At 73.5% G+C, this 23,700-nt stretch carries 23 protein-coding genes and 1 riboswitch; of the genes, 12 read left to right on the top strand and 11 right to left on the bottom strand.

The genetic code is table 11. The features are described from left to right. Positions 1-81: 81 nt before the first annotated feature. Together ACZ6JS_RS18730 and ACZ6JS_RS18725 are read left to right on the top strand one after the other, a co-directional pair. Entirely contained in the window at positions 82-930 is an 849-nt protein-coding gene (locus ACZ6JS_RS18730) for an aldo/keto reductase (RefSeq protein WP_469299203.1), read from the top strand. A 10-nt stretch (positions 931-940) separates the two neighbouring features. After that, complete coding sequence (locus ACZ6JS_RS18725; RefSeq protein WP_469299201.1) at positions 941-1,366, top strand: RICIN domain-containing protein; 426 nt, start codon at positions 941-943, stop codon at positions 1,364-1,366. 21 nt (positions 1,367-1,387) lie between these two features. Here ACZ6JS_RS18725 and ACZ6JS_RS18720 read toward each other — a convergent pair whose 3' ends face one another. Both ACZ6JS_RS18720 and ACZ6JS_RS18715 read right to left on the bottom strand, forming a co-directional pair. Then, positions 1,388-2,122 carry a class I SAM-dependent methyltransferase gene (locus tag ACZ6JS_RS18720; RefSeq protein WP_469299405.1) on the bottom strand — a complete coding sequence of 245 codons (735 nt, stop codon included), beginning with the start codon at positions 2,120-2,122 and terminating at the stop codon, positions 1,388-1,390. A 29-nt stretch (positions 2,123-2,151) separates the two neighbouring features. After that, positions 2,152-2,457: a 4a-hydroxytetrahydrobiopterin dehydratase gene (locus ACZ6JS_RS18715; RefSeq protein WP_469299199.1), complete on the bottom strand. Its 306-nt coding sequence runs from the start codon at positions 2,455-2,457 to the stop codon at positions 2,152-2,154. 176 nt (positions 2,458-2,633) lie between these two features. On the opposite strand from ACZ6JS_RS18715, the gene ACZ6JS_RS18710 reads away from it, so the two are divergent. Together ACZ6JS_RS18710 and ACZ6JS_RS18705 are read left to right on the top strand one after the other, a co-directional pair. Then, entirely contained in the window at positions 2,634-4,448 is a 1,815-nt protein-coding gene (locus ACZ6JS_RS18710) for a hydroxysqualene dehydroxylase (protein ID WP_469299198.1), read from the top strand. Positions 4,449-4,493: 45 nt separating this feature from the next. After that, positions 4,494-5,288 carry a helix-turn-helix domain-containing protein gene (locus ACZ6JS_RS18705; RefSeq protein ID WP_469299197.1) on the top strand — a complete coding sequence of 265 codons (795 nt, stop codon included), beginning with the start codon at positions 4,494-4,496 and terminating at the stop codon, positions 5,286-5,288. On the opposite strand, the gene ACZ6JS_RS18700 is transcribed toward ACZ6JS_RS18705, so the two are convergent. Continuing rightward, on the bottom strand, positions 5,274-5,690 hold the full coding sequence (locus ACZ6JS_RS18700) for a hypothetical protein (RefSeq protein ID WP_469299195.1): 417 nt from the start codon (positions 5,688-5,690) through the stop codon (positions 5,274-5,276). The two genes, ACZ6JS_RS18705 and ACZ6JS_RS18700, sit on opposite strands and share 15 nt — an antisense overlap. Positions 5,691-5,948: 258 nt before the next feature. On the opposite strand from ACZ6JS_RS18700, the gene ACZ6JS_RS18695 reads away from it, so the two are divergent. Genes ACZ6JS_RS18695 through ACZ6JS_RS18685 form a run of 3 tightly spaced genes read left to right on the top strand, consistent with a single transcriptional unit; the run spans position 5,949 to position 8,922 of the window. After that, the gene (locus ACZ6JS_RS18695) at positions 5,949-6,974 is read left to right on the top strand and encodes a hypothetical protein (protein ID WP_469299194.1); all 1,026 of its coding nucleotides are present in this window, start codon (positions 5,949-5,951) and stop codon (positions 6,972-6,974) included. Further along, positions 6,971-7,420, top strand: coding sequence for a hypothetical protein (locus ACZ6JS_RS18690; RefSeq protein WP_469299192.1), 450 nt, complete (start codon positions 6,971-6,973; stop codon positions 7,418-7,420). Before ACZ6JS_RS18695 ends, ACZ6JS_RS18690 begins: the two co-directional genes overlap by 4 nt. Next, positions 7,417-8,922 carry an NAD(P)/FAD-dependent oxidoreductase gene (locus ACZ6JS_RS18685; RefSeq protein ID WP_469299190.1) on the top strand — a complete coding sequence of 502 codons (1,506 nt, stop codon included), beginning with the start codon at positions 7,417-7,419 and terminating at the stop codon, positions 8,920-8,922. The genes ACZ6JS_RS18690 and ACZ6JS_RS18685 overlap by 4 nt, the downstream gene beginning before the upstream one ends. Before the next feature lie 108 nt (positions 8,923-9,030). Here the strand turns inward: ACZ6JS_RS18685 and ACZ6JS_RS18680 are convergent, their stop codons facing one another. Next, positions 9,031-9,876, bottom strand: a complete 846-nt coding sequence (locus tag ACZ6JS_RS18680) for a bifunctional 5,10-methylenetetrahydrofolate dehydrogenase/5,10-methenyltetrahydrofolate cyclohydrolase (protein ID WP_469299404.1) — start codon at positions 9,874-9,876, stop codon at positions 9,031-9,033. Between the two features lie 89 nt (positions 9,877-9,965). Beyond that, a riboswitch (ZMP/ZTP riboswitch) is annotated at positions 9,966-10,068 on the bottom strand. A 57-nt stretch (positions 10,069-10,125) separates the two neighbouring features. Here ACZ6JS_RS18680 and ACZ6JS_RS18675 point away from each other — a divergent pair. The 3 genes from ACZ6JS_RS18675 to ACZ6JS_RS18665 all read left to right on the top strand — a co-directional run bounded on the left by ACZ6JS_RS18675 (position 10,126) and on the right by ACZ6JS_RS18665 (position 13,150). Beyond that, entirely contained in the window at positions 10,126-10,887 is a 762-nt protein-coding gene (locus ACZ6JS_RS18675; protein WP_469299189.1) for a methyltransferase domain-containing protein, read from the top strand. Positions 10,888-11,102: 215 nt separating this feature from the next. Next, positions 11,103-12,698, top strand: coding sequence for an RNA polymerase sigma factor (locus ACZ6JS_RS18670; protein ID WP_469299187.1), 1,596 nt, complete (start codon positions 11,103-11,105; stop codon positions 12,696-12,698). 95 nt (positions 12,699-12,793) lie between these two features. Beyond that, positions 12,794-13,150: a hypothetical protein gene (locus ACZ6JS_RS18665; protein ID WP_469299185.1), complete on the top strand. Its 357-nt coding sequence runs from the start codon at positions 12,794-12,796 to the stop codon at positions 13,148-13,150. 6 nt (positions 13,151-13,156) lie between these two features. Here ACZ6JS_RS18665 and ACZ6JS_RS18660 read toward each other — a convergent pair whose 3' ends face one another. The 6 genes from ACZ6JS_RS18660 to ACZ6JS_RS18635 form a co-directional block, all read right to left on the bottom strand. Continuing rightward, positions 13,157-14,977, bottom strand: a complete 1,821-nt coding sequence (locus ACZ6JS_RS18660; RefSeq protein WP_469299183.1) for a vWA domain-containing protein — start codon at positions 14,975-14,977, stop codon at positions 13,157-13,159. Continuing rightward, positions 14,974-16,035, bottom strand: a complete 1,062-nt coding sequence (locus ACZ6JS_RS18655) for an ATP-binding protein (protein WP_469299181.1) — start codon at positions 16,033-16,035, stop codon at positions 14,974-14,976. The genes ACZ6JS_RS18660 and ACZ6JS_RS18655 overlap by 4 nt, the downstream gene beginning before the upstream one ends. Positions 16,036-16,135: 100 nt before the next feature. Continuing rightward, complete coding sequence (locus tag ACZ6JS_RS18650; protein ID WP_469299179.1) at positions 16,136-16,570, bottom strand: SRPBCC family protein; 435 nt, start codon at positions 16,568-16,570, stop codon at positions 16,136-16,138. Between the two features lie 54 nt (positions 16,571-16,624). Further along, positions 16,625-17,998 (bottom strand): amino acid permease, encoded by a 1,374-nt coding sequence (locus tag ACZ6JS_RS18645; RefSeq protein ID WP_469299177.1) that lies wholly within the window; start codon positions 17,996-17,998, stop codon positions 16,625-16,627. A 75-nt stretch (positions 17,999-18,073) separates the two neighbouring features. Then, positions 18,074-20,284 carry a phage holin family protein gene (locus tag ACZ6JS_RS18640; protein ID WP_469299175.1) on the bottom strand — a complete coding sequence of 737 codons (2,211 nt, stop codon included), beginning with the start codon at positions 20,282-20,284 and terminating at the stop codon, positions 18,074-18,076. 151 nt (positions 20,285-20,435) lie between these two features. Beyond that, positions 20,436-20,840, bottom strand: coding sequence for a hypothetical protein (locus ACZ6JS_RS18635; protein ID WP_469299173.1), 405 nt, complete (start codon positions 20,838-20,840; stop codon positions 20,436-20,438). Positions 20,841-20,981: 141 nt separating this feature from the next. On the opposite strand from ACZ6JS_RS18635, the gene ACZ6JS_RS18630 reads away from it, so the two are divergent. Then, positions 20,982-21,758 (top strand): MBL fold metallo-hydrolase, encoded by a 777-nt coding sequence (locus ACZ6JS_RS18630; RefSeq protein ID WP_469299171.1) that lies wholly within the window; start codon positions 20,982-20,984, stop codon positions 21,756-21,758. Continuing rightward, positions 21,755-22,414, top strand: a complete 660-nt coding sequence (locus ACZ6JS_RS18625) for a DedA family protein (protein ID WP_469299168.1) — start codon at positions 21,755-21,757, stop codon at positions 22,412-22,414. Before ACZ6JS_RS18630 ends, ACZ6JS_RS18625 begins: the two co-directional genes overlap by 4 nt. A gap of 48 nt (positions 22,415-22,462) precedes the next feature. Here the strand turns inward: ACZ6JS_RS18625 and ACZ6JS_RS18620 are convergent, their stop codons facing one another. Beyond that, complete coding sequence (locus ACZ6JS_RS18620) at positions 22,463-23,647, bottom strand: MBL fold metallo-hydrolase (RefSeq protein WP_469299167.1); 1,185 nt, start codon at positions 23,645-23,647, stop codon at positions 22,463-22,465. Positions 23,648-23,700: the final 53 nt, after the last annotated feature.

The following is a 23,700-nucleotide window of genomic DNA, read 5'->3' as shown; positions in this document are numbered from 1 at the left end:
GGTGCGAGGGGCCGGTTGTCGCCCCTCGTACGACGCTCTACCACCGCGCACCAACGCGCCGACGTGAGGGAACGACCCGACGTGAACCAGGTCCCGGCCATCAAGCTCAACAGCGGCACGCTCATGCCCCAGCTCGGCTTCGGCGTCTGGCAGGTGCCGGACGCGGAGGCGGAGCGCGCCGTGGGGACCGCCCTGGAGGCCGGTTACCGCAGCATCGACACGGCGGCCATCTACGGCAACGAGAAGGGCACGGGCAAAGCCGTCGCCGCGTCCGGGCTGCCGCGCGAGGAACTGTTCGTCACCACCAAGCTGTGGAACGGCCCGAAGCAGACATGGGGCCGCGACGCGGTGCTGCGCGCCTTCGACGACTCCCTCGCCAAGCTGGGCCTCGACCACGTCGACCTGTACCTGATCCACTGGCCTCGCCCGATGCGCGACGACTTCGTCGCCATCTGGAAGACCTTCGAGGAGATCGCCGCGAGCGGCCGCGCCAAGGCGGTGGGCGTGTCGAACTTCCGGCCGCAGGACCTGGACCGGATCGCCGCCGGGAGCGCCCTGGTGCCGGCCGTGAACCAGGTCGAGCTGCATCCGCTGCACCCGCAGGCCGCACTGCGCGCCGAGCACGCCGCGCGCGGCATCGTCACCGAGGCGTGGTCCCCGCTGGGCCAGGGCAAGGAGCTCCTCACGCTGCCGGCCGTCACCGCGATCGCCGAGGCGCACGGCCGCAGCGCCGCGCAGGTGGTGCTGCGCTGGCACCTCCAGCGCGGGAACGTCGTGATCCCCAAGTCCGTGACCCCGGCCCGCATCCGGGAGAACCTGGACGTCTTCGGCTTCGAGCTGGACGCGGCCGAGATGGCCGCGCTGGACGCCCTGGGCGCGGGCGCGGCGGGCCGCCGGATCGGCCCGGACCCGGCCGAATTCGACGTGTGAGGGCGACCGGGTGAACCTTCCCGAAGGGATCTACCGGATCCGCAACGTGGACAGCGGGCTGGTGCTCCAGCTGGAGGGCGCCTCCCGGGTGCGGGTCGGCCCGGACGGCCCGCCCGCTCCGGAGGCCGCCCGCCGGTGGCTGATCGCGCCGGTGCACAGCGGCGGCGGGATCTTCCACGTGGTGAGCGAGGACAACGACAGGCGCCTCGACGTGGCGAACGCGTCGACCGAGAGCGGGGCCCGGGTGCAGGTGTGGCGGGCGAACGCCTTCGGCGCGCAGGAGTGGATCGTCGAGGAGCACCTCGACGCCCCGGGCGTGGTGTCCTTGATCGCCTGCATCAGCGGCCTGCCGCTGGAGGCCGACGCGCAGGGCCGGGTCCGGCAGGGCGAGGACACCGACTCCCCGTCGCAGTGGTGGCGGCTGGAGCCGGCGTGAGCGCCGGCCCCGGCCGGGCCGTCACATCCGTACGAAGCTCCGCAGGCGGTACACCGGCTCCGCGCGCGGGGTGTCCTGGTCGGGCAGCAGTTCGAGCCGGGCAGCCAGCTCCGGTGCGGTGATGCCGCGCGGGACGATGCGTGAGGCGTACCGTCCCGCGAGCAGCGCCTCGGCGGAGCCGCGCGGGGTGCGGCCCTGGCCGTGCCCGGTGAAGCGGGCCTCGCCGCCGGGGCGCAGGCCCGCCCGGGCCGCGTGGGCCTCGACCTCCCCGGAGGCGTCCGAGGGGGTCGGGGTCAGGTGCGCGGCGAAGACGGCGTCGATGTCGCTGCCGACATCGTGCGCGGAGTCCTTGTCCACGGTGGCGACGAGGACCCCGCCGGGCCGCAGCACCCGGGCCGCCTCGGCGATCACCGCGGGCACCAGCCCGGGCTCCCGCAGCAGGTGCAGCAGCCACACCGCGCTCACCGCGTCCAGCGAGCCCGGGCGCAGGGGCAGCCGGGCGGCGTCGGCGAGGGCGACGGGGACGCCGCGGCGCAGTGCGGCGGCGGCCATGCCGTGGGAGGCGTCGGCGCCCAGGACGCGCAGCCCGGGGCGCGTGAGCCGGGCGGTGACGATGCCCGTGCCGCAGCCGAGGTCGAGGAGGGTTCCCACGTCCGCCGGGAGGAGGCTGAGGACGGCCGCCGCGGCGGCCTCGGCGCGGGGGATACCGCCGCGGGAGGCGTCGTAGACCTCGGCCTCCGCGTCGTAGTCGAGCAGGGGTTTCGCGGTGGGTATGTGCGTGGTCATCAGCTCGCGCCGTGGGCGGGGGCGAGGGACTCGACGCGCTCGGCGAGGGCGAAGTCGGTCTCTGTCACCACGCCTCCGGCGTCGTGGCTGTTCACGGAGAGCCGCACGGTGTTGTAGCCGAGCGTCAGGTCGGAGTGGTGGTTCAACTCCTGCTGGACGGAGGCGATGTGGGCGACCAGGGCGCTGGCCGCGAAGTGGGTGCCCAGTCGGTAGGTACGGATGATCCGGTCGTCCTCGAAGGCCCAGCCGGGGAGTTCCCTCAGGCGGTCCTCGATCTCCTTCTGCGACAGCGGTTCACTCGGCATGCACCCGGCTCCTTTTCCCCGTGACGTGTAGTCAAGGTTCCCACAGTGCACGCCGGATCGAACCTTTCGCGCCATAGTGCGCTCGGGTACTTCTGCGCCTTCCGCCCCCGGCGCGCGCCCCTTAGGCTCCTGCGCCGAACGGGACTGTTACCAGCGGTAACGAAAGGGCATTCGCCATGGCGGGCACCGGAAGTTCCAGGCGTACGTTCATCGCGGGCACGGGCGCCGCGGCCTTGTCGGCCCAGGCCGCGGCGGCCCTGGCGGCGCCGGCGGCGGCCGCCGCCACCGCCTCGGCGGAACAGCCCGCACCGCCCTCGACGCCGCAGCCGAACGGCCGGCGCGTCGCCGTCCTCGGCGGCGGGGTCGCGGGCCTGACCGCGGCGCACGAACTCGCCGAGCGCGGCTACGCCGTCACCGTGTACGAGCGCCGGGCGCTCGGCGGCAAGGCCCGCAGCATGGACGTGCCGGGCAGCGCCCGCGGCGGCCGCAGACCGCTGCCGGCGGAGCACGGATTCCGCTTCATCCCGGGCATCTACCACAACCTGCCCGACACCATGCGGCGCATCCCCTTCCCGGGCAACGAGAACGGGGTGTGGGGCAACCTGGTCGCACCGCCCGAGATGATGTTCGCCCGCGCCGGGGGCCGCGAGGACCTGCGCGGCCCCATCCCCTGGCCCGGCCACTCCCCCGCCGCCCTCACGCCCGAGGAGGTGCGGCGCGCCCTCTCCGGCATCCTGCAGACCGCGGTCCGGCTGCCGCTGCACGAGACGGCGTACTTCGTCGACCGCGTCCTCGTCTTCCTCACCAGCTGCGACGAGCGGCGGACCGAGGTCTGGGAGAACACGCCGTGGTGGGAGTTCACCCGCGCCGCGCGGATGTCGAACGAGTACCAGCGCATCCTGGCGGTCGGCGTCACCCGCAACATCGTGGCGACCAAGGCGGAGGAGGCCTCCACCCGCACGGTCGGCACCCTCGGCGAGGCCTTCGTCTTCAACCTTCTGGGCCGCGGGGCGGACGGCCCGCCGGACCGGATACTCAACCTGCCGACCAACGAGGCGTGGATCGACCCGTGGGAGGCACATCTGCGCTCCCTCGGCGTGAATTTCAGGATCGGCTGGACCGTACGGGAAGTGCAGTACGGAAACGGCCGGGTGAGCGGGGTCGCGGTCGAGAGCCCCGACGGCGCGCGGCAGACCGTGACCGCCGACCACTACGTCAGCGCCCTGCCCGTCGAACACGCCCGGCGCACCTGGAGCGCCGGGCTGCGGGCCGCCGACCCGATGCTGGGGCGCTGCGACAGGCTCCAGACCGACTGGATGACCGGCATCCAGTTCTACCTGACCGAACGGGCCCCGCTGGTGCACGGCCACTTCAACTGCATCGACTCACCCTGGTCGTTGACGGCGATCCAGCAGGCGGAGCACTGGCCGGCGCGGGACTTCCCCGCCGACTACGGCGACGGGGCGGCGGTCGACTGCCTGTCGGTGGACATATCGGAATGGGACAAGCCGGGGATCCTGTACGGGAAGACGGCCAAGCAGTGCACCCGCGACGAGGTGGCGCGCGAGGTGTGGGCGCAGCTGAAGGCATCCCTCAACGACGCCGGCAGGACGCTGCTGTCCGACTCGAAGCTGCACTCGTGGTTCCTGGACCCCGGGGTGGACGGGCTCGGCACCCCGAACCCCACCAACGAGGACGAGCTGCTGATCCACCCGGTCGGCACGCTCCGCAACCGGCCGAGCGCGGGCACGCGCATACCGAACTTCTTCCTCAGCGGGGACTACGTCGCCGTCGACATCGACCTGGCGACGATGGAGGGCGCCAACGCGTCGGCCCGCGCGGCCGTCAACAGCCTGCTGGACCAGGACGATTCGACGGCGCAGCGGTGCACCGTCCGGCCGCTGTACCGGGCGCCGGAGATGGAGGCGGCCAAGCGGCACGACCTGTGGCGCCACCGCCTCGGCCTGCGCAACGTCTTCGATGTCGGCTGATCGCGCCGGAGTCCCCGTCCGGCGGGCTGGGCTACCGTCGGGGCCATGACCTCCTCGACGCCCGCGGTCGGCGCCCTGCTCCGCGCATGGCGGGAGCGGCGCGGCATCAGCCAGCTGGAGCTGGCGGGCCGCGCCGACTCCTCCTCCCGGCACATCAGCTTCATCGAAACGGGTCGCTCCCGGCCGAGCGAGGAGATGCTGCTCAAGCTCGCCGACCACCTCGACGTCCCGATGCGCGAGCGCAACTCCCTCCTGCTCGCCGCGGGTTACGCCCCCCACTACGCGCAGACCGCACTCGACGACCCGGCGATGGAGACGCTGCGGGAGGGCATCGAGCGGCTGCTGACCGGATACGAGCCCTACCCGGCGCTGGTCGTGAACGCCACGTACGAGGTCGTCGCCGCCAACCGGGGCATCCTGATGCTGCTGGACGGTCTGCCGGAGCACCTGCTGACGCCTCCGCTGAACGCGATGCGGATCACCTTGCACCCCGAGGGCCTGGCGCCGAGGATCCGCAACCTCAGGGAGTGGCGCGGGCACCTGCTCGCCCAGATGGAGCGCCAGATCGCCCTGGCCCGCTCGGAGCCGCTGCGCGCGCTGTACGAGGAGGTCTCCGCCTACCCGGTGGCCGAACGCCCGGGCGGGGGCGGACCGGAGGAGCCCGTCCCGTACATCGCGCTCCCGCTGGTCATCGAGCACGACGGCCACCTGTTGTCCTTCGTGTCGTCCATCGCGACCTTCAACACGCCGATGGACGTGACCGTCGCCGAGCTGGCCATCGAGACGATGCTCCCGGCCGACCCGGCGACGGTGAAGTACCTGCGCTCACTCGGCGACTGAGCGCAGGGCGAGCTGCTGGAGCACGGCGAAGCCGGCGACGGTGAGGGCCTGCGCCGGGATCCACACGGTCCCGGCGACGGTCGGCGAGAACCAGACGACGAGGGCCACCACGCTCAGCGCGGCCCAGGCGTAGTTGGTCTCGACGACGGCCTTCACGGCGAGCGCCGGGGGCTGGCTGCGCGAGGCCAGCCACCCTACGGCGGCGCCGTACAGCACGAGCATGACGCCGAGGGCCAGGAGCAGCTCCTGCCCGACCCCGAGCAGCCGTCCCAGCGGCGCGGAGAAGGCGGCGTAGGCGAGGCCGTTGCCGGTGGTGACGACGGCGTCGAGGGCGAGGAAGCGACGCAGCGCGAGCTGCGGCACGGAGGTACGGGCGAAACCGGCGAGCAGGGTCGCGGACATGGGGAATCAGCCTCTTCGAGGTCGAACGGGCAGGTGGGAGCCGGATTCCGGAACCGGGTGCGCGGCCCCGGAAATCCGACGCCCCCACTGTGCCGCGACCCGCCACGGGGGTCGATTACCTCCGAGGTCATGCCAACGGCTTTTGAGGCCGGCGCCAGGAAACATTGGGGGTTCCCGTGGTTCGGCAGGGGGTGGGGGGCTAGGCTTCACGCAGCCCGAACCACTCGAACGCCTTGTCGACATATGGAGATTCCGCCGGTGCGAGCCACCGCACGACCCGACCTCCCCGCGATCTGGCGGCGTGTCGCGGCCCTCGCGGAGCGGTGCGGCCGGGATCCCGGCGAGGTGCTGGCGGTGGGACGGCTGAGCCACCTGTCCGGCGTCGCACCCCAGCGCGTTCCCGGTGTGGTGGCGGGGACGGCCGCCGAAGTGCCCCTGGAGCAGCGTGTGCACCAGCGGTTCCGGCTGCTGCGCGCGACCCGGCGCGACAAGCACGGCCGGGAGTGGCCGCTGGCCGCCATCGCCCACGACTTCGACGCGCCCGGCGCCTCCCTCGGTCCGCTCAACGCGGGGACCGGGCTGCTGCGAATGGGTCACGCGGCGGGCGTGCAGCGGTTCTTCGGCGTCTATGCCGGCTTCCTGCTGGCCGACAGCAAGAGCGCGGTGGAACGGGCCCTCGCCCTGTCCGCCACCACCGTCTCGGACGGCCGGGAAGACCTGGAGCACCTCTCGTACCTGACCGGCATGACGCCCCGGGCCATCCGGCAGACCCTCGACGGCCGGCCGCCCCGGCTCCACCTGAAGGAGCAGGTGCACCAGCGGTTCGAGCACCTGCGGCGCACCCGGCCGCGGGAGGACGGCCAGGCCCACTCGCTGACGGCCATCGCCAAGTCCTTCGATGCGACGGGGCAGTCGCTGACCCGCCTCGCCCAGGGCGAGGGCATGCCGAACCTCGTGGCGGCCGCCGGGATCCAGCGCTTCTACGGCGTCGACGGCGGTTTCCTGCTCGCCGACGACACCGAGGCGCTCGCCACCGCGCTCGCGCTGATCGAGGGCGAACTGGAGTGCGTGGAACGGGAGCGGGAGAATCCGATGTTGGCCGTGCTGCGTGCCCACGACGTACGCAGCATCGTCACGCGGGCCGGCCGGCTGTCGCCCCAGGGCTGGAAGTCCCTGGCCGACCACTTGGACGATCTCCTCGCACGCGAGGGGCAGCTCGGAATTCCGGGCGGGAAGGGCGGGGCGCCGACCGAGGGCGCCGCCGCCGAGGGAGAAGCACCATGAGGACCACACGGGCCGTGCGCAAGCTGGGCTCCGAGGTGCTGGAGGGCGCACGCCCGAAGGCCCCGGCCAATGCCGGGGAGATCGTCGTGGCGCTGTGCGCCGCCTACGCCCGGCGGCGCGGCGGAGATCGGAAGGTGGACTTCCACTTCACCTCCTTCCCGCCCGGCACCGGACCGGACACGGTGGTCCGGCAGGCCGCCGCACGCGCCGACCAGGGGGACCCGGCGGAGATCCGGGCCGAGACCTTCGGCCTGCACCTCGGCACCATCCTGCGCCCCCACCTGCCGTCGCCCCGGGAGCAGCAGTTCCCCGAGGTGATCGAACGCACCAAGTCCTCACTCGGCTGGGGGATGCCCCGTGCCACGCCGTGCCCAGCACCAGCCAGTCGCCGCATCCCTCACGCCGATGCCCTCAGCACGGCCCTGACAGAGAGCACGCCACGATGAACCAGTCCTCACCGCCCCGCCACGCCGTCGTCATAGGCGGCAGTCTGGCCGGCCTCCTCGCGGCCGCTGTCCTCGCCGAGCACGCCACGGTCACCGTCATCGACGCCGACCCGCTGCCCGAGGGGCCGGCCCCGCGCCGCGGGCTCCCGCAGGCCCGGCACACCCACCTGCTGTGGTCCGGCGGCGCCCGGGCCATCGAGCGGATCCTGCCCGGCATCACCGACGACTGGACGAAGGCCGGCGCCATCCGCCGCAGCCTGCCCACCGACCTGGTCACCAAGACCGCCCAGGGCTGGATCCCGCGCTGCGGGGAGAAGCAGTTCAACATCTCCTGCAGCCGCGACCTCCTCGACTCGGTGGTCCGCGCCCGCGTCACCGGCCTCGCCGGGGTGTCGACCCTCCAGCAGAGCCGGGTCCGGGGCCTGGAGGGCACGGCGGCCCGGGTCACCGGCGTCCGGGTCGACACCCCCGGGGAACAGGACCGGCTGGTGACGGCCGATCTCGTGGTCGATGCCAGCGGCCGCGGATCACGGGCCCGGACGTGGCTCCAGGCACTCGGAGTGAGCGGCATCCGGCAGGCCGAGGTCGACTCCGGGCTCGTCTACGCGACCCGGATCTTCGAGGCCCCCGCCGGCGCACACGAGATGGGCTTCCCCATCGTCAACGTGCAGTCCGACCCGCGGGTGCCCGTGCCCGGGCAGACCGCCACGATCGTGCCCATCGAGAACGGCCAGTGGCAGGCGACCCTGTCCGGCACTCGCGGCGGCCAGCCGACGGGCGACCCCGACGCGTTCATCCCGTTCGCCAAGTCCGTCCGCGACCCGATCGTCGGCGAGCTGCTGGAGCACCGCAAGCCCCTCACGGACGTCGCCGTCACCCAGGGCACCGCCAACCGCCGGATCTACTTCGAGAAGGCCGAGCTGCCCGACGGCTTCTTCGCCGTGGGCGACTCCGTCGCCACCTTCAACCCGTTGTACGGACAGGGCATGACCGTCGCCGCCCAGGGACTGCTCGCCGTACGCACCCTGCTGCGGGGCAAGGGCCTGGCCCACCCCGGGATCGGCCGCGAGGCGCAGCGCGTGATCGCCCCCCAGGTCGGCACCGCCTGGGAGCTCGCCACGTCGCAGGACATCCTGTATCCGGGCGCCACCGGGATGAAGCCGCGCGCCGGCACCAACGTGCTCAACGGCTATGTCAACCGCCTGATGACGGGAGCCACCACGGACGAGGCGCTCACCGCCGCCCTGTTCAACGTCCTCACCATGAGTATCGAGCCCACCCACTGGCTCCGCCCGGCGGTGGTCTGGCACGTGGTGCGCGCCTCCGACCGGGGCGCGCTGAAGGGGCCGCCGCTCACCGCGGCGGAGCGGGCCGTGGCCGGGCTCGACCCGGCGCCCGGCGCAGGCGCCGGCAGTGCGGGCGGGGGCGGCGCCGGCGCCGCCCCCGCCGGTCCGGCAACCGATCCCGTCGGCCCCGCCGACCCCGTCGGACAGGCCCGATGAGCGGCGAGACCGCCCTGGCCGGCGAGTTCCGCACGTGCACCTGAGGGCCGGGACACGGCGGCGCGCCGGACCGGAGTCCGGGGCGCCCCCGGTTGCCGGCCGGGTGGATCAGAGCTGCGCGAGGTCCAGCCCGGCCTGCGCCGCGGCGGCCTGCACGGTCTGCTCCAGCAGGACGGCGATGGTCATCGGTCCGACACCGCCCGGCACGGGCGTGATCAGCGACGCCCGGGCCGCAGCCGACTCGAAGTGAACGTCGCCGACGTTGCCCTCGTTGTAGCCGGCGTCCAGGACCACCGCGCCCGGCTTGATGTCCTCGCCCCGGATGAACTCGGCCTTGCCGACAGCGGCGACCAGCACGTCCGCCTGGCGCACAATCGAGGACAGGTCCCGGGTGCGGGAGTGGCAGTAGGTGACGGTGGCGTTCTGCTCCAGCAGCAGCATCCCGGCCGGCTTGCCCAGGATCGCGCTGCGGCCGACGACCACGGCGTGCTTGCCGGTCAGGTCCACGTCGTACGCGGCGAGCAGGCGCATGATGCCGCCGGGGGTGCAGGAGACGAAGCCCGGCAGGCCGAAGCCCATGGCCGCGAAGGAGTGCATGGTGACCCCGTCCACGTCCTTGCCGGGGGCGATGGCCTCGAAGGCGGCACGCTCGTCGATGTGGTGCGGGACGGGGTGCTGGAGCAGGATGCCGCTGATCTCCGGGTCCTCGGACAGGGCCGTGATAGCCGCCACCAGCTCCTGCGTGGTGGTCGAGGCCGGCAGCTCCACGTGGCGGGAGGTGATCCCGGCCTTCGCGCACCGGTTCTGCTTCATGCGCACGTAGGTGACGGAGGCGGGGTCCTCGCCGACGAGTACGGTCGCGAGGCAGGGCGCGGTGCCGGTGCGCTCGGTGATCTTCGCCGCGAGGGCGGCGGTCTGCTCCGAGATGCGGCGGGCGAGGGAGGTGCCGTCCATCAGCCGGGCGGTGCCGGCGGCGGGGGCGGTCTGCTGGGCAGTCGTCACGGGGTCTCCTGAACGTCGCTGCGGTGCGCGGTGCGCGGATCGCGGTTCGCCCAGGCGCGCGGCAGTCGACGTACGGGAGGTCCTCGGGTACGCCGGGCCGCTCCCCGGTGGTGATCCACCCGAACGCCAGTCACGGCCCGCCGACCACTGTAGTCGACCAAATCGGTGGTCGTCCGGCGCCCGACCTGCGACGATCAGTACATGACGCGTACTTTCGACCATCTTGTCGCCGAGGCCGAGTCAGTGTCCGTGGACGGCTGGGACTTCTCCTGGCTCGACGGGCGGGCCACCGAGCAGCGTCCTTCCTGGGGGTACCAGCGCCTGATGGCCGAGCGCCTGGCCCGGGTCCGGTCCGCCCTGGACATCCAGACCGGCGGCGGCGAGGTCCTCGCCGGGTCCGGCCCCCTGCCGCCCCTGACGGTGGCCACCGAGTCCTGGCCGCCCAACGTCGAGCGGGCGACCCGGCTGCTGCACCCGCTGGGCGCGGTGGTGGTGGTGGACTCCGACGAGCCGCCCCTGCCCTTCGGCGACGAGGCATTCGAGCTGGTGACCAGTCGGCACCCGGTGACCATCTGGTGGGACGAGATCGCCCGGGTGCTGACACCCGGCGGAACGTATCTCTCGCAGCAGGTCGGCCCGGCGAGCGTCTTCGAACTCGTCGAATATTTTCTCGGGCCCCAGCCCGAGGAGGTCCGGCGCGCCCGGCACCCCGACGACGCGGTCGCCGACGCCACGAAGGCGGGTCTCGATGTCGTGGACCTGCGCTCCGAGCGGCTGCGCGCCGAGTTCCACGACATCGGAGCCGTGATCTACTTTCTGAGGAAGGTGATCTGGATGGTGCCCGGCTTCACGGTCGGGCAGTACCGGGACCGCTTGCGCGAGCTGCACGAACGGATCGAGCGCGACGGTCCGTTCGTCGCGCACACCGCCCGCTTCCTGATCGAAGCCCGCAAAAAGGGCTGACGCGGAGGGCGGACGGATTCGCGCCGGATCGGGTTGCCCGGTCGCAGCGTGGCGCAGGTCACTCAATTCAGCGCGTAACGAATCGACTCGGGCATGCGATGAACCGACAGGTGTCCTCGCGCGGCCCGGAATACAGACCCCCCTCGGGTCTGTTTCCCGAGTTCGCGTGATGATGTCCCGCCCACCCCATATTTGTTCGCAACGAGAGGCTCCTTGTGTCGCTCAGCCCGTCCCGTACGTTCCCTCCGGAGATCGCCGAATCCGAGGCCCTCGTCGCGCTCGTCGAGCGCGGCCGCGAGCAGGGTCACATCAACGGTGACGACGTGCGCCAGGCCTTCGAGGCCGGCCGCATCCCGGTGGACCAGTGGAAGCGGGTCCTGCGCAGCCTGAACCAGGTCCTCGACGAGGAGGGTGTCGCCCTTCACGTCAGCGCGGCCCCCGCCACCAAGGCTGCCGCCAAGAAGCCCCGCAAGGCTGCCGCCGCCCCCGCCCGCACCGTGGCCAAGAAGGCCGCCGCCGCGCCCCGCCCCATCGGTGCGCGCAAGACCGCGGCCCCCGCCGCGGCCACCGCGGTCACGTCCACGGCCTCGGCGATATCCGCTCCGTCGGCCGCCGCGGCTGCGGAGGCGGCGCCGGCCGAGGCCGCCGCCGAGCCGAAGAAGCGCACGGTCAAGAAGACCGCCGCCAAGAAGACCGCCGTGAAGAAGACCGCCGCGGCGAAGAAGACCAGCGCCAAGGACGCCGACGAGGGCGAGAACCCGGTCGTCGAGGGCGAGGACTGGGCGGCCGAGGACCTCGTCGACGAGGCCGAGGAGGGGGCCCCCAAGGCCGGCGCCCAGGGCTTCGTGCTGTCCGACGACGACGAGGACGACGCCCCGGCGCAGACGGTCATGGTGGCCGGTGCCACCGCCGACCCGGTCAAGGACTACCTCAAGCTCATCGGCAAGGTGCCGCTCCTCAACGCCGAGCAGGAGGTCGAGCTCGCCAAGCGCATCGAGGCCGGTCTCTTCTCCGAGTACAAGCTCGAAGAGGAGGAGGACCACAAGCCCGCCTTCAAGCGCGAGCTGGAGATCCTCGTCGAGGACGGCCGCCGCGCGAAGAACCACCTGTTGGAGGCAAACCTCCGTCTGGTGGTATCCCTGGCCAAGCGCTACACCGGCCGCGGCATGCTCTTCCTGGACCTGATCCAGGAGGGCAACGTCGGCCTGATCCGCGCCGTGGAGAAGTTCGACTACACCAAGGGCTTCAAGTTCTCCACGTACGCGACCTGGTGGATCCGGCAGGCGATCACGCGCGCCATGGCCGACCAGTCGCGCACCATCCGCATCCCCGTGCACATGGTCGAGATCATCAACAAGCTCGCCCGCGTGCAGCGCCAGATGCTCCAGGACCTCGGCCGCGAGCCCACTCCGGAGGAGCTGGGCAAGGAACTCGACATGACCCCCGAGAAGGTCATCGAGGTCCAGAAGTACGGCCGCGAGCCGATCTCCCTGCACACCCCGCTGGGTGAGGAGGGCGACAGCGAGTTCGGTGACCTCATCGAGGACTCCGAGGCCGTCGTGCCTGCGGACGCGGTCTCCTTCACCTTCCTGCAGGAGCAGCTCCAGTCCATCCTGGGCACGCTCTCGGAGCGCGAGGCGGGCGTGGTCTCCATGCGCTACGGCCTCAACGACGGCCAGCCGAAGACCCTCGACGAGATCGGCCGCGTGTACGGGGTCACCCGTGAGCGCATCCGCCAGATCGAGTCGAAGACCATGTCGAAACTGCGCCACCCGTCGCGGTCGCAGGTGCTGCGCGACTACCTCGACTGAGTCGGTCTCCACCGGCACGCCCCCGACCTGCGCATACGCGGGCCGGGGGCGTTCTGCGTCGAGGGGTGGGATCGTGGCGTGAGGAGGTTCCGTCCATGGCCGACACCCCGCTCCCGCCCCCTCCCGCGCAGCCCCCTACGTGGGGTCCGCGCCCCGAAAGGCCGACGCGCTCCGCTCCCGGCCCGAGGAAGCCGCGCCGGATCTTCTTCTGGGTCTTCCTCGCGGTCCAGGTGTTCTTCCTCGTCTGGATCATCGCCGCGCTGAACGGCGCCGACGCGGATCCCGAGGCCTGTGCGGGGCTGACGGGGGACGCGCTCCAGGTGTGCCGGGACGCCGGGGATGTCGGCACCGCGATCGGCGTCTGGCTGCTGGTCGCCCTCTGGGCGGCCGTGGACGTCATCCTCGCCACCACCTACGGCATCTACCGGCTGGGCCGAAGGCAGCGGTCGTGACGGCCGTCAGGTCAGGCGGAAGACGGGACCCCTGGGGGTGAAGGGGAGGGAGGCTCCCTGGGGGATCAGGTAGGCGTGCTCGCGGCGGATGCGCAGGGTGTCGCACCAGCCGTCGGTGATCACCAGGAGCGGCGCCGAGCGCGGGAAGTCCTCGGCCCGCTGGAGCAGGTCCACGCCCGGCTGGAGCACCGTGCCGCCCCGGCCGCGGACCCGGACCCGGCCGGCGATCTCGGTCGGCGGTACGTAGCCCGCGTCGTACGGCGCCGCGTCGCAGAACACCACCCGCGCCGCCGGGACGTCGCGGGCCTCGGCGTAGGAGGCGATCGCGCCCAGCGCCTTGCCGAGCAGTGCGGCGTTCATCGACCCGGAGGTGTCGAGGACCACACCGAAGGTGCAGCGGGCGGTCTCCTCGGGAGGGAAGTACCGCCCCGCGCGCGGGATGTCCGGCGTCGAGGCCTGGCGGCGCGCCGGACGGGCGTAGGACCGTACGGGCTCCGGCCTCGGCACGTACTCGTCGAACCAGCGGGCGAGCCGGGCGTCCCAGGGCACGGGTGGGTGGGCGAGGGCCCGGATCTCCTGGACGAGCCCGGCGGGCAGCAGGCCGCGCCCGTCACGCACGTGCAGGTCGAAGCCCTGGACGAGGCCGCGCCGGTAGAAGTCGTCGAGGTCCGTGTACGGGCGCGCCGCGCCGTGCGCGAGGGGCTCGCCCAGGATGTCCCCGGCGCCCTTGCCGCGCAGGGTGGCCAGGCGCCGCATCCGGCGCAGGTCGGTGGCGATCCGGTCGTACACCTCCTCGACGGAGAGCCCGCGCAGCGCCGGGTCGTGCAGCAGCCCCTCGGGCATGCTGCCGATCCGCATCTCGACCAGCCAGTCGTTGACGACGTAGTCGGCGGCGACGTTGTGCAGGTACGGGTCGCGGCCGCCGCGGCGCCCACCGTGGCGCAGGGCGGCGTGCAGCATCTCGTGGGCCAGGATGAACCGCCACTCGTCGTCCTGGAAGGTGCGCAGCGGGTTGATGTAGATCTCCCCCGCGGTGGCGCTGACGGCCGCGACGGCGATGTCCTGGGCGCGCGCCAGCTCGGCGTCGGCGACGACGGTCAGGCCGGCGGCGAGCCCGCCGAGCAGCGGGTACGAGGACACGAACCAGTTCAGGGCCCGGTCCCACGGGCGCTGCTCCACCCGCTCGCCGGTGTTCCGGTCGCGGCGGCCGCCGGCCGCGTCCATGGCGGCGGAGACACTGCGGGTCAGGGCGGCGGCGAAGGCGCTCTGCCAGTCGGGGACGGCGGCGCCGCCCCAGGCCCGCCAGGTGGTCAGGACCTGGTCGGGGCCGCGCCCGGCGGTGCCGCAGTGCTCGTAGTCGGCGGGGATGCCGTCGCGGCGCCAGCGGGCGGCGAGCTCGTCCTCGTCGCCGCCCGGATAGGCGCCGGGCAGGTGGTCGGGGGTGCGGCCGACCGGGAAGGTCAGCAGGAAGCGGTTGACGACCGCGCAGCGGGCGGCGAGGTCGAAGGGATCGGGCTGGGTGCGGTTCTCGTCCTCGGCGGCCGGCACGTGACCGAAGCCGAGGTGCAGGAGGGCGTGGGCTATCGCCCACGCCCATTCGCGGGGTTCGGCCCGCCGCGTGGGGTGCACGTGGACGACGCCGTTGGAGGTGACGGCGGCCAGGCCCTGGGCCGGCGACTGCGGGCAGCCGGGCTCGCGGCAGATCTTGCCGTCGAGGGCGCCGAGGGCCGGGTTCTGCTTGACCAGGGCGAGGCCCTCGGCGAAGGCCTGTGCGGCAGGGTCGGGCTTGGCGGCGGCCTTCGTCCGGGCCTTCCCACTCCGGCTCACCGGCGGGCCTCGACCAGCCGCGGCATGTCCCGGGCGGCTTCGATCAGGAACCACCCGGGCAGCACGGGCAGGCCGTCGGCGTCGTCGGCGATGACGGTCTGGGCGACCTCGACGGAGATCTCGGCGAGCTGGACCAGGAGCGACTTGAAGCGGTGGGTGTGCTGGCGCAGGGCGGGCGAGACGTGTTCCTTCTGCGCCGGGAGTTCCTTGAGCAGGCGGCCCCGGAAGGCCTCCGCGAGGTAGTAGAGCAGGTCGCGGTCCTGGAGCCGGGCGGGCCAGGAGGCGTCGCCCTTCAGGATGGCCTCGATGCCGAAGGTGTGGCGCACGATCTTGGCATAGCCGCAGAAGGAGACGGCGTGCGCGGGGGTGAGCGTGCCGTGGGCGACCACCTTGAGGGTCTGCTCGTCCAGCTCCGCGCCGAAGGAGTGCAGGGCGTCGGAGAGCATGTGCCAGGAGCGCGGGGTGGAGAAGGGCTCCTCGGTCTTGGGCGGCTGCGACCAGAGGTGGTCGGGCCGGTCGGTGAGGTAGTCGGTGACCCACGGGTGGATGCCGTGCTCGCCGGCCCACACCAGCCAGTCCTGCGCGGACGCCCGCAGGTGGACGTGGGTGAGGCGGTTGACCAGCGCGGACGCGATGGGGCGGGCCAGCGCGTTGTCCGTGGCGCGGTTGCCGGCGCCGATGACGATGGAGCCGGCGGGCAGTTGGTAGGAGCCGATCCGGCGGTCGAGGATCAGCGAGTAGAAGGCCTTCTGGACGTCCGGGCTCGCGGCGTTGAGCTCGTCGAGGAAGAGGCAGTACGGCTCGTCCCGGGCGATGGCCTGGGGCGGGCAGAAGACGGAGCGGCCGTCGCGGATCTGCGGTACCCCGATCAGGTCCTCGGGGGCGAGCTGCGTGCCGAGGAGGCTGACGCACTCCAGGCCGAGGGAGTCGGCGAACTTCCGTACGAGTGAGGACTTCCCGATGCCGGGCGCCCCCCAGAGGAACACGGGCCGCACAGTGGCGAGGCCGAGCAGCAGTTCGGGGATCTGGGCGGGGGTGACGGTGACGGCAGCCTGCACGGGCGGGGACGTCCTTCGGGGCGGGGCGGTGTGTGGTGCGGCCAGTGTGGTCACACCGCACACCGCCCGGCATCCGGTTTTCGCCCGGGCGCCGCCCGGTTCAGGTCTCGATGAGGTGCTTGAGCTTCTCCTCGTTCAGCGGTATCTCCTTGCGCGCGTACGGCTTGACGACGAGCGGTACGAGGACCCTGCCGAGGCCGTGGCCCTCGAAGTCGAGGCTCAGCGTGAGCCGGGAGCGCGTCCCGTCGCCCAGCGGCTCGACGGTGCCCCGGACGTCGCCGCGGACCGGGCCGTCGATGCCGTGCAGGTGCCAGCTCCTCGGCGGGTCGTACTCGGTGAGCTCCATGGTCGTCGGGAACTCCCGGCGGCCGATCCGGCGCCGCACGGCGATGAGCGAGCCGACGGCCGGATGTCCGGCGCCCCGGACCGACACGGCGCTCTTCTGCCACTCCGGCAGGTGGGAGGCGTCCGAGGCGTAGGAGAAGACCTCTTCGGGACTGCGGTCGATCTCGATGCTTTCTCTGATCGCGGACATGGCGAACCTTTCGTGCCCCCTGAAAGGCGCTGTCCTTCCACGCTACCGCGCAGGTCAGGCCGCTGTCCGCTGCCTGCGGGCGGCCATCGCGGCGTACACGGCGACGCCGGCGAAGAGGAAGAGCACGCCCTGGTAGACGGCGGCGTATCCGGAGCCGGCCACCAGCCACATGGAGAAGCCGAAGGCCAGGACGGCGAGGGCACCGTCACGGACCAGGCGCCCCCGCCGGACGCGTTCGCCCTGGCCGGAGAGCAGGAAGTAGATCTGGGCGGCCGTGGAGAGCAGGTAGGGGACGGTCGCGGTGAAGGTGGTGACGAGGACGAGGATCTCGAAGACGCCCTCGGAGCCGGCCGTGTAGTTGTAGACGGTCAGGGCGGAGGCCAGGGAGGTCGTGACGACGACGCCGACGACCGGGACGCCGCGCCGCTTCTTCTCGAAGGCCCGCGGGAACAACCCGTCCTTGGCGGCGGCGTACGGGGTCTGGGCGCTGAGCAGGGTCCAGCCGTTGAGGGCGCCGGCCATCGAGACGACGGCGGCGCAGGCCACGAGGGTGCCGCCCCATGTGCCGCCGAACATGGCGTCGACCGCGTCGGTGAAGGGGGCTTGGGAGGAGACCAGCTTCTCGTGGGCGACGAGGCCGAAGACGGAGAGGGTGCCGAGGAGGTAGACGACGGCCGCGCCGGTGGTGCCGAGGATCGTGGCCCGGCCGACGTTGCGCGCGGGGTCGCGGACCTCTCCGGCGCTGACGGCGGCGGACTCCACACCGAGGTAGCTGAAGAGGAGGATCGCCGCGGAGGCGGACAGCGCGCCGGCGGGGCTCTGGCCGGTCGCCTGGAACGGGCCGAGGTTGGCGGGGTCGAAGAAGAACAGGCCGCCCACGGCCACCAGCAGCAGCGGGGCGAACTTCAGCACGGTGGCGACGAGTTGGACAGCGCCGACGTAGCGGGTGCCGGCCAGGTTGGCGAGCGCGGGCAGCCACTGCATGGCCAGGGCCGCGAGGCACATGGACCACTTGTGCTCGCCGATGGCCGGGAAGAGGACGCAGAGGTAGCCGACGGAGGCGACGGCGAGGGCCGCGTTCGACACCCAGGAGGTTATCCAGTAGCTCCAGGCGGCGAGGAAGCCGGCGAAGTCGCCGAAGGCGGCGCGGGCGTAGACGTACGGACCACCGGTCTGCGGGTGCCGGTGGGCGAGGCGGCCGAAGACGAGCGCGAGGGCGATCGCTCCGAGGGTGAGCACCGCGAAGGCGAGGAGGCTGATGGTGCCGAAGGGCGCGACGGAGGCGGGGAGGAGGAAGATCCCGCCTCCGATGATGTTGCCCATGACCAGGCAGGTCGCGATGGGGAGGCCGAAGCGCCGGGCATGGGGGTCGCGGCCCGGCTCGGGGGGTGCGGTGGCCTCGGCGGGCAGGGCTGCGGTGCTGGTCATCGGTGGTGCGCCTCGGGTCGTCTCACATGGTGGGCGGGTCGACACATGGTCGGCCACCGTACGGGACGTACCAAATCAGCGGTTTTCGTCCCGCGCGGTCAGCCCCCCGGAAGGAAGGATTCCGCCGTTGGGGCCTTCCGACGGGGAATTCTGCGGCGCCTTGCGCGAGGTCTCCCCGCCGACCGCTTCCACGGCCTCCGCGGGCGGGGCTGCCGCGTACCGCTCCGTGTCGCGGGACGCGGGGTCGGCCGCCCACCTGTCCCCCGGTACGGCCACCGGGACCTGCGGGCCGTCCGCCTCCCTGAGCCAGCCGCGCAGCACCCCGTGCACGGCCTCGGCACCGACCAGTTCATCACCGGGGTCCGAGAGCTCCGCGGGCCACATCAGGAACGGATGCCCCTGCTCCCCGCCCAGGCCGCCGTGGGAGCCGATCTGCTCCTCGAAGGCGTGCACCGCGCCCGTCTCCGGGTCGTACGCCGAGTTGACCATGATGTCGGCGACGTGCGGGAAGGCGTCGGCCCGGCGGACGGCCGCGGCCGCGCCCGGCCCGAAGGCGGCCAGCATCTCCTCCGCCTCGCCGGGCGCGTCCAGCCGGGCCTCGGCCCCGCCCGCGCCCAGCACCACCCCGTCCACCAGCAGGAAGCCGACGCCGGGATGGTTCGCCAGGGTCGCCAGCAGCGCGGGGTGCGCACGCTCGATGCAGGCCCTGGAGGCCCGTCCGGGGACGTCCGGGAAGGAGATCAGGGCGAGGTTGCCGGAGGCCAGCACCACCGGGTCGGATCCCGTCACCGGGCGGTCCTCACCCTCCTCCTCCGGCCGGTGGAGGGCGGCGAGGACCGCCGCGCGGGCCTCGGCCCCGCTGCTCGTACGGCCGGCCTTGCGGGAGACGGGCAGTCCGCAGCCCGCCCGCACCAGGTCCTTGAGGGTCAGCCCGTACCGTGCGAGGAAGGTCTCCCCCGGACTCTGGCCGTGGTCGGACAGCAGCACGATGCGGTACGGGCGCGGTGCGTGCTCGGCGACCCGGGCGATCAGCGCGAGGCTGCGGTCGAGGCGTTCCAGCACCTGGTCGGTGTCCCGGCCGCGCGGGCCCGAGTGGTGCGCGACCTCGTCGTAGGCGACGAGGTCGGCGTAGACCACGGAGCGCCCCGCGAGCATGTCGCCGATCACCGCCGCCACGACGACGTCCCGCTCGACCACGGTCGCGAAGGCGCGGATCAGCGGGTAGAGCCCGCCGCGCGAGACCCGCGGCCGGTCCCCGCGGATCCGTGCCCGCAGGGACTGGACGACCTCGCGGCCCGCGTCGGCGACGAAGGACAGGGCCGTGCGGACGGCGTTGGCCGGATCGGAGAAGTACGCGAAGTAGCCGGAGCGGGACCGGTTGGCCCGTCCGCGCCGCGCCGAGACCGAGAGCACGAGCGCCAGCTGGTGTGCGCCGCCGCTGAAGAGGTTGCCCCGGCTGGCCCCGTCGAGCGTGAGCAGTCCGCCGTCGCCGGTGCGTTCGACTGCCCGCCGCTGGAGTTCCGCGGCGCTGGTGGGCCGGTTGCAGACCATCACCTCGCGGGTGTCCTTCTCGTACCAGCGGAAGGCGGGCACGTCGAAGGTGGAGCCGTGCAGGATGCCGAGCTGGCTGGCGCCGGTCTGGCTCGACCAGTCCGTGCGCCAGGACGTGATCCGGTGGCCGCGCTCCAGCCAGCCGGCGACGGTCGGCATCAGCGCGCTGTTGCAGGCCTCTCGCAGCACTTCGTACCCGACCCCGTCGAGCTGGAGGACCAACAGCCCGGGCGCGGCCGCCCCCGTGCGGGGCGCGGCTGCGGGGCCCTGCCGGCGGCGGCGCCGGTCGGCGAGCCGGTAGAGCCGGCGCCGGTAGGCCTCGTCGTCGCGCACCGCCAGCGCGGTGGAGGTCGCCGAGGCCACCGCGGACATCACGGCGGCGACGACGACCGCGGTCTCGGGGGCCGCCTCGCCCCGCCCGTCGGGGATCAGGCTGAGCGCTATCAGCAGGAGCGAGCCGTTCAGGAAGAAGACGAGCAGTCCCAGCACGAGGGCGGGCACGAGCAGCAGGGCCCGTACCAGCACGGGCCAGACGAGGGCGCTGAGCAGGCCGAAGGCGCCGGCACCCCAGGCCGCGGTGAGGCCGATCTGCGTGATGCTGTCGCTGTCGCCGGACCGGAGCCGGAAGTCCGGGAGGATTCCGGCCAGGGCGAGCATCGTGAGGGTGGACACCGCCCAGACGAGGACCACCCGCACCAGGGCGTTGCCCGTGGTCCGCCACCGCCGTCGCCGCACCTGCCACCCCCTGGCTCGTCTCCCGCTTCCAGGCTCGCACAGCGGGGGCGGCACGGCCGGGCGGCCGTACGGCGTGCAGGAGCGCGCGGCGGGTCGGCCGGGCGGGGACCTGAGCGCAAGTACGGCCGGATGCGGCCGGACGGGGCGGCGGTCAGGTGCGGGCGCAGCCTGCGGTCGGCATGGACAGCCGCCGGTGCACCTCGGCCTTCATCGCGGAGGTGTACCGGGGCTCTTCGTCCCCGGCGGTCTCCAGGCGCAGCCCGCGCCGTGCGCATTCGGCGGTGAACTCCTCGACGCAGCACAGCGCGCGGGCCAGTACCCGCTGGTTGGCGGCGACAAAGAGGTCGACCCGCCCGCTGGCTATCTCGGACCAGAATCCGCAGTGGTCCGCACGCATCCCGTAGACCAGCAGCTGCTTGGTCACCACGTACCCCCGGTCCGCCGCCCAGCGTGCGCACACGGCGTGCTGGCCGCAGGAGTCGACGGCGAAGGGGTCGGCGTCCAGGTCTTCGAGCGGGGCCAGGCTGGCGATCGCGGCCACGCGCAACTCTTCCATGCCGCCGGACCCTACTCCGATCCGCCGCCCGAGAGGAGGGGCTGCCGGGTTCGGATTCCGACGCGGTGGCGGGGGCCGCCGGCCCGGCATGATGGGTAGGACACCCCGAGTCCGACGGGACGGCGAGGGAGGGAGGGCCTGGTGCCGGTGGAGATCACCTGGTGGGGCCATGCGACGTGCACCGTCGAGGATTCCGGGGTGCGGCTGCTGACGGACCCGTTGTTCACGCGGCGGCTCGCACACCTGCGGCGGCGCCGCGGAGCGCTCCCGCCGCCCGAGGCGGCGGTGGCGGACGTGGTGCTGGTGTCGCACCTGCACGCGGACCACCTGCACCTGCCGTCGCTGGGGCGGCTCGCGCCCGGGACCAGGCTCCTGGTCCCGCGGGGGGCGCGACGGGCGGTCCCGGGGCTGGCCCGGCTCGCCGGGCTGCGCGGGCTGACGGTGACGGAGACCTCGCCGGGCGAAGAGGTCCGCGTGACGGAGGGCGTACGGGTCCGGGCGGTCAGCGCCCGGCACGACGGGCGGCGGCTGCCGTTCGGGCCGCACCGCGCGCCGGCGCTCGGATACGTGGTTCTGGGCTCCGCTCGAACGTACTTCGCCGGGGACACCGGGCTGTTCGCCACGATGGCCGACGAGGTCGGGCCGGTGGACGTGGCCCTGCTGCCGGTGGGCGGCTGGGGTCCGTACCTGGGGCCGGGGCACCTGGACGCCGGGCGGGCGGCGCACGCGCTGGTGCGGCTGGCCCCGGCGGCGGCGGTGCCGGTCCACTACGGGACGTACTGGCCGGTGGGGATGGACGCGGTGCGGCCGCACGAGTTCCACGCGCCCGGCGAGGAGTTCGAACGGCGCGCCCGGCAGTTGGCGCCCGAGGTGTGCGTGCGCGTACCGGGGCACGGTGAGCGGGTGCGGCTGCCGTGACGCTCCGCGACCTCACGGCTGTGGCAGCGGCGGCAGCCGCGGGGGCCGGCCAGGTACCGCCGGAGACCACCCAGCAGGCGGTGGGCTATCCGGCGCTGTTCGTGCTGGTGGCGCTGGGGGCACTGGTGCCGGTGATTCCGACGGGGGCGCTGGTGAGTTCGGCGGCGGTGGTGGCGTTCCACCACCAGTCGCCCTACGGGGTGCTGGCGGTGTTCGCGGTGGCCGCGCTGGCGGCCTTCACCGGGGACCTGGCGCTGTACTGGCTCGGGCAGCGCGGCGTGCGGTCCCGCAACGGCTCGCGGTGGCTGGCGGCGTTGCGCGGACGGGCCACGCCCGAGCGGCTGGAGCAGGCTCAGACCCGGCTGGACGAGCACGGGGTGACGGTGCTGGTGCTCTCCCGGCTGGTCCCGGCGGGCCGGATCCCGGTGATGCTGGCCTGTCTGCTGGCCGGGCTGCCGCTGCGCCGGTTCGCCCGCGGCGACGGCCCCGCCTGCGTGGCCTGGGCGGCCACGTACGGGCTGATCGGCATCCTGGGCGGCTCGCTCTTCTCGGAGCCGTGGAAGGGGGTGGCCGCGGCGGTCGGCCTGGCCCTGCTGATCAGCGCGGGCCCGGCGGCCTGGCGCCGGCTGCGCCGTAGCCCGGGAGGCACGGCCTGAGGGTGTCGTGCCGGTGGTGTCCCGGCCGGGCGGCCGTGCCCGGCGGCACTAGGCGGTGTCCGGGCCGGTGGCCGTATGCGTATCCGGGTCCGCCGTCTCCGTCACCGGATCCGGATCCAGTTCCGGGTCCGGGTCCGGGTCCGGGTCCGGGTCCGGGTCCGGGTCCGGGTCCGGCAGGGTGCGGGAGGCGCCGACCGGGAGGTCCCAGAGGTCTTCGCGGGGCAGTCCCGACCGGGACCAGGCGGCCAGGGTGCGGTGCAGGGGCTCCATGACCGGTTCGGCGGAGAGCACGAAGGCGGCCCAGTGCATGGGGGCCATCCTGCGGGCGCCGAGGTCGAGACAGGCCTGGACCGCTTCCTCCGGGTCGGCGTGGACGTCGCCGAGCCACCAGCGCGGGGCGTACGCACCGACGGGCAGCAGGGCGAGGTCGATGCCGGGGTGGCGGAGGCCGATCTCGCGGAACCAGCGGCCGTAGCCCGTGTCCCCCGCGAAGTAGACCTTCCTCGGCACCGGGCTCAGGGTGTCGGTGAGGATCCAGCCGCCCCACAGCGACCGGCAGGTGTCGAGCAGGGACCGCTTCGACCAGTGGTGGGCCGGGACGAACTCGAACCGTACGCCGCCCAGTTCGGCGGATTCCCACCAGTCGAGGTCGGTGACCCGGGTGAAGCCCCGGCGGCGGAACCAGCCCGCCAGGCCCGCCGGGACGAAGAGGGCGGTGTCCCGGGGCAGCCGCCTGAGGGTGGGGGCGTCGAGGTGGTCGTAGTGGTTGTGGCTGATCACGACCGCGTCCACCGGCGGCAGGTCCTCCCAGCGCACCCCGACGGGCGTCATCCGGGACGGGGTGCCGAGGATCCGCCGGGACCAGACGGGGTCGGTCAGCACGGTCAGTCCGCCGGTCCGCACGACCCAGCTGGCGTGCCCGGCCCAGGTGACGGACACCTCGCCGGGGGCCGTCGCCGGCAGCGGGCCCGGCTCGTACGGCAGGTCCGGGATGCCGCGCAGCCCCTCGGGGCCGGGCCGGAAGGCGCCCTCGCGGGCGAGCCGGGCGAAGGCGCGGACGCCGGGGAGCGGGGCGGTCAGCCGGTCGGCGAACGAGCGGGGCCAGCGCCGGTGTTCGCCGAGCGGGCGGGGGGCGGAGGGGAGCGGGGCCGGCCGGCCGGCGGCTTGGCGTACGGGCCCCGCGGAGGGGGCGGCCGGGGCGGGTGCGGGGGCGGCGTCCGTCCGGTCGCTCATCGAGAAGTCTCCGTTCGCCGTGGTCGCGGGTGCGGGTGCGGGTGCGGGGTCGC

Source organism: Streptomyces sp. NPDC046349, from assembly GCF_055587885.1.
This window is presented reverse-complemented; position numbering and strand designations above follow the sequence as displayed.

What these genes read in the sequence shown, in the direction of transcription:
- ACZ6JS_RS18680 (WP_469299404.1), bottom strand. Translation starts at nt 9,876, where the DNA reads ATGGACGGCACCTCCCTCGCCCGCCGCATCTCGGAGCAGACCGCCGCC.
- ACZ6JS_RS18705 (WP_469299197.1), top strand. Translation starts at nt 4,494, where the DNA reads ATGACCTCCTCGACGCCCGCGGTCGGCGCCCTGCTCCGCGCATGGCGG.
- ACZ6JS_RS18635 (WP_469299173.1), bottom strand. Translation starts at nt 20,840, where the DNA reads ATGGAAGAGTTGCGCGTGGCCGCGATCGCCAGCCTGGCCCCGCTCGAA.
- ACZ6JS_RS18710 (WP_469299198.1), top strand. Translation starts at nt 2,634, where the DNA reads ATGGCGGGCACCGGAAGTTCCAGGCGTACGTTCATCGCGGGCACGGGC.
- ACZ6JS_RS18665 (WP_469299185.1), top strand. Translation starts at nt 12,794, where the DNA reads ATGGCCGACACCCCGCTCCCGCCCCCTCCCGCGCAGCCCCCTACGTGG.
- ACZ6JS_RS18645 (WP_469299177.1), bottom strand. Translation starts at nt 17,998, where the DNA reads ATGACCAGCACCGCAGCCCTGCCCGCCGAGGCCACCGCACCCCCCGAG.
- ACZ6JS_RS18675 (WP_469299189.1), top strand. Translation starts at nt 10,126, where the DNA reads ATGACGCGTACTTTCGACCATCTTGTCGCCGAGGCCGAGTCAGTGTCC.
- ACZ6JS_RS18685 (WP_469299190.1), top strand. Translation starts at nt 7,417, where the DNA reads ATGAACCAGTCCTCACCGCCCCGCCACGCCGTCGTCATAGGCGGCAGT.
- ACZ6JS_RS18620 (WP_469299167.1), bottom strand. Translation starts at nt 23,647, where the DNA reads ATGAGCGACCGGACGGACGCCGCCCCCGCACCCGCCCCGGCCGCCCCC.
- ACZ6JS_RS18715 (WP_469299199.1), bottom strand. Translation starts at nt 2,457, where the DNA reads ATGCCGAGTGAACCGCTGTCGCAGAAGGAGATCGAGGACCGCCTGAGG.
- ACZ6JS_RS18650 (WP_469299179.1), bottom strand. Translation starts at nt 16,570, where the DNA reads ATGTCCGCGATCAGAGAAAGCATCGAGATCGACCGCAGTCCCGAAGAG.
- ACZ6JS_RS18690 (WP_469299192.1), top strand. Translation starts at nt 6,971, where the DNA reads ATGAGGACCACACGGGCCGTGCGCAAGCTGGGCTCCGAGGTGCTGGAG.
- ACZ6JS_RS18700 (WP_469299195.1), bottom strand. Translation starts at nt 5,690, where the DNA reads ATGTCCGCGACCCTGCTCGCCGGTTTCGCCCGTACCTCCGTGCCGCAG.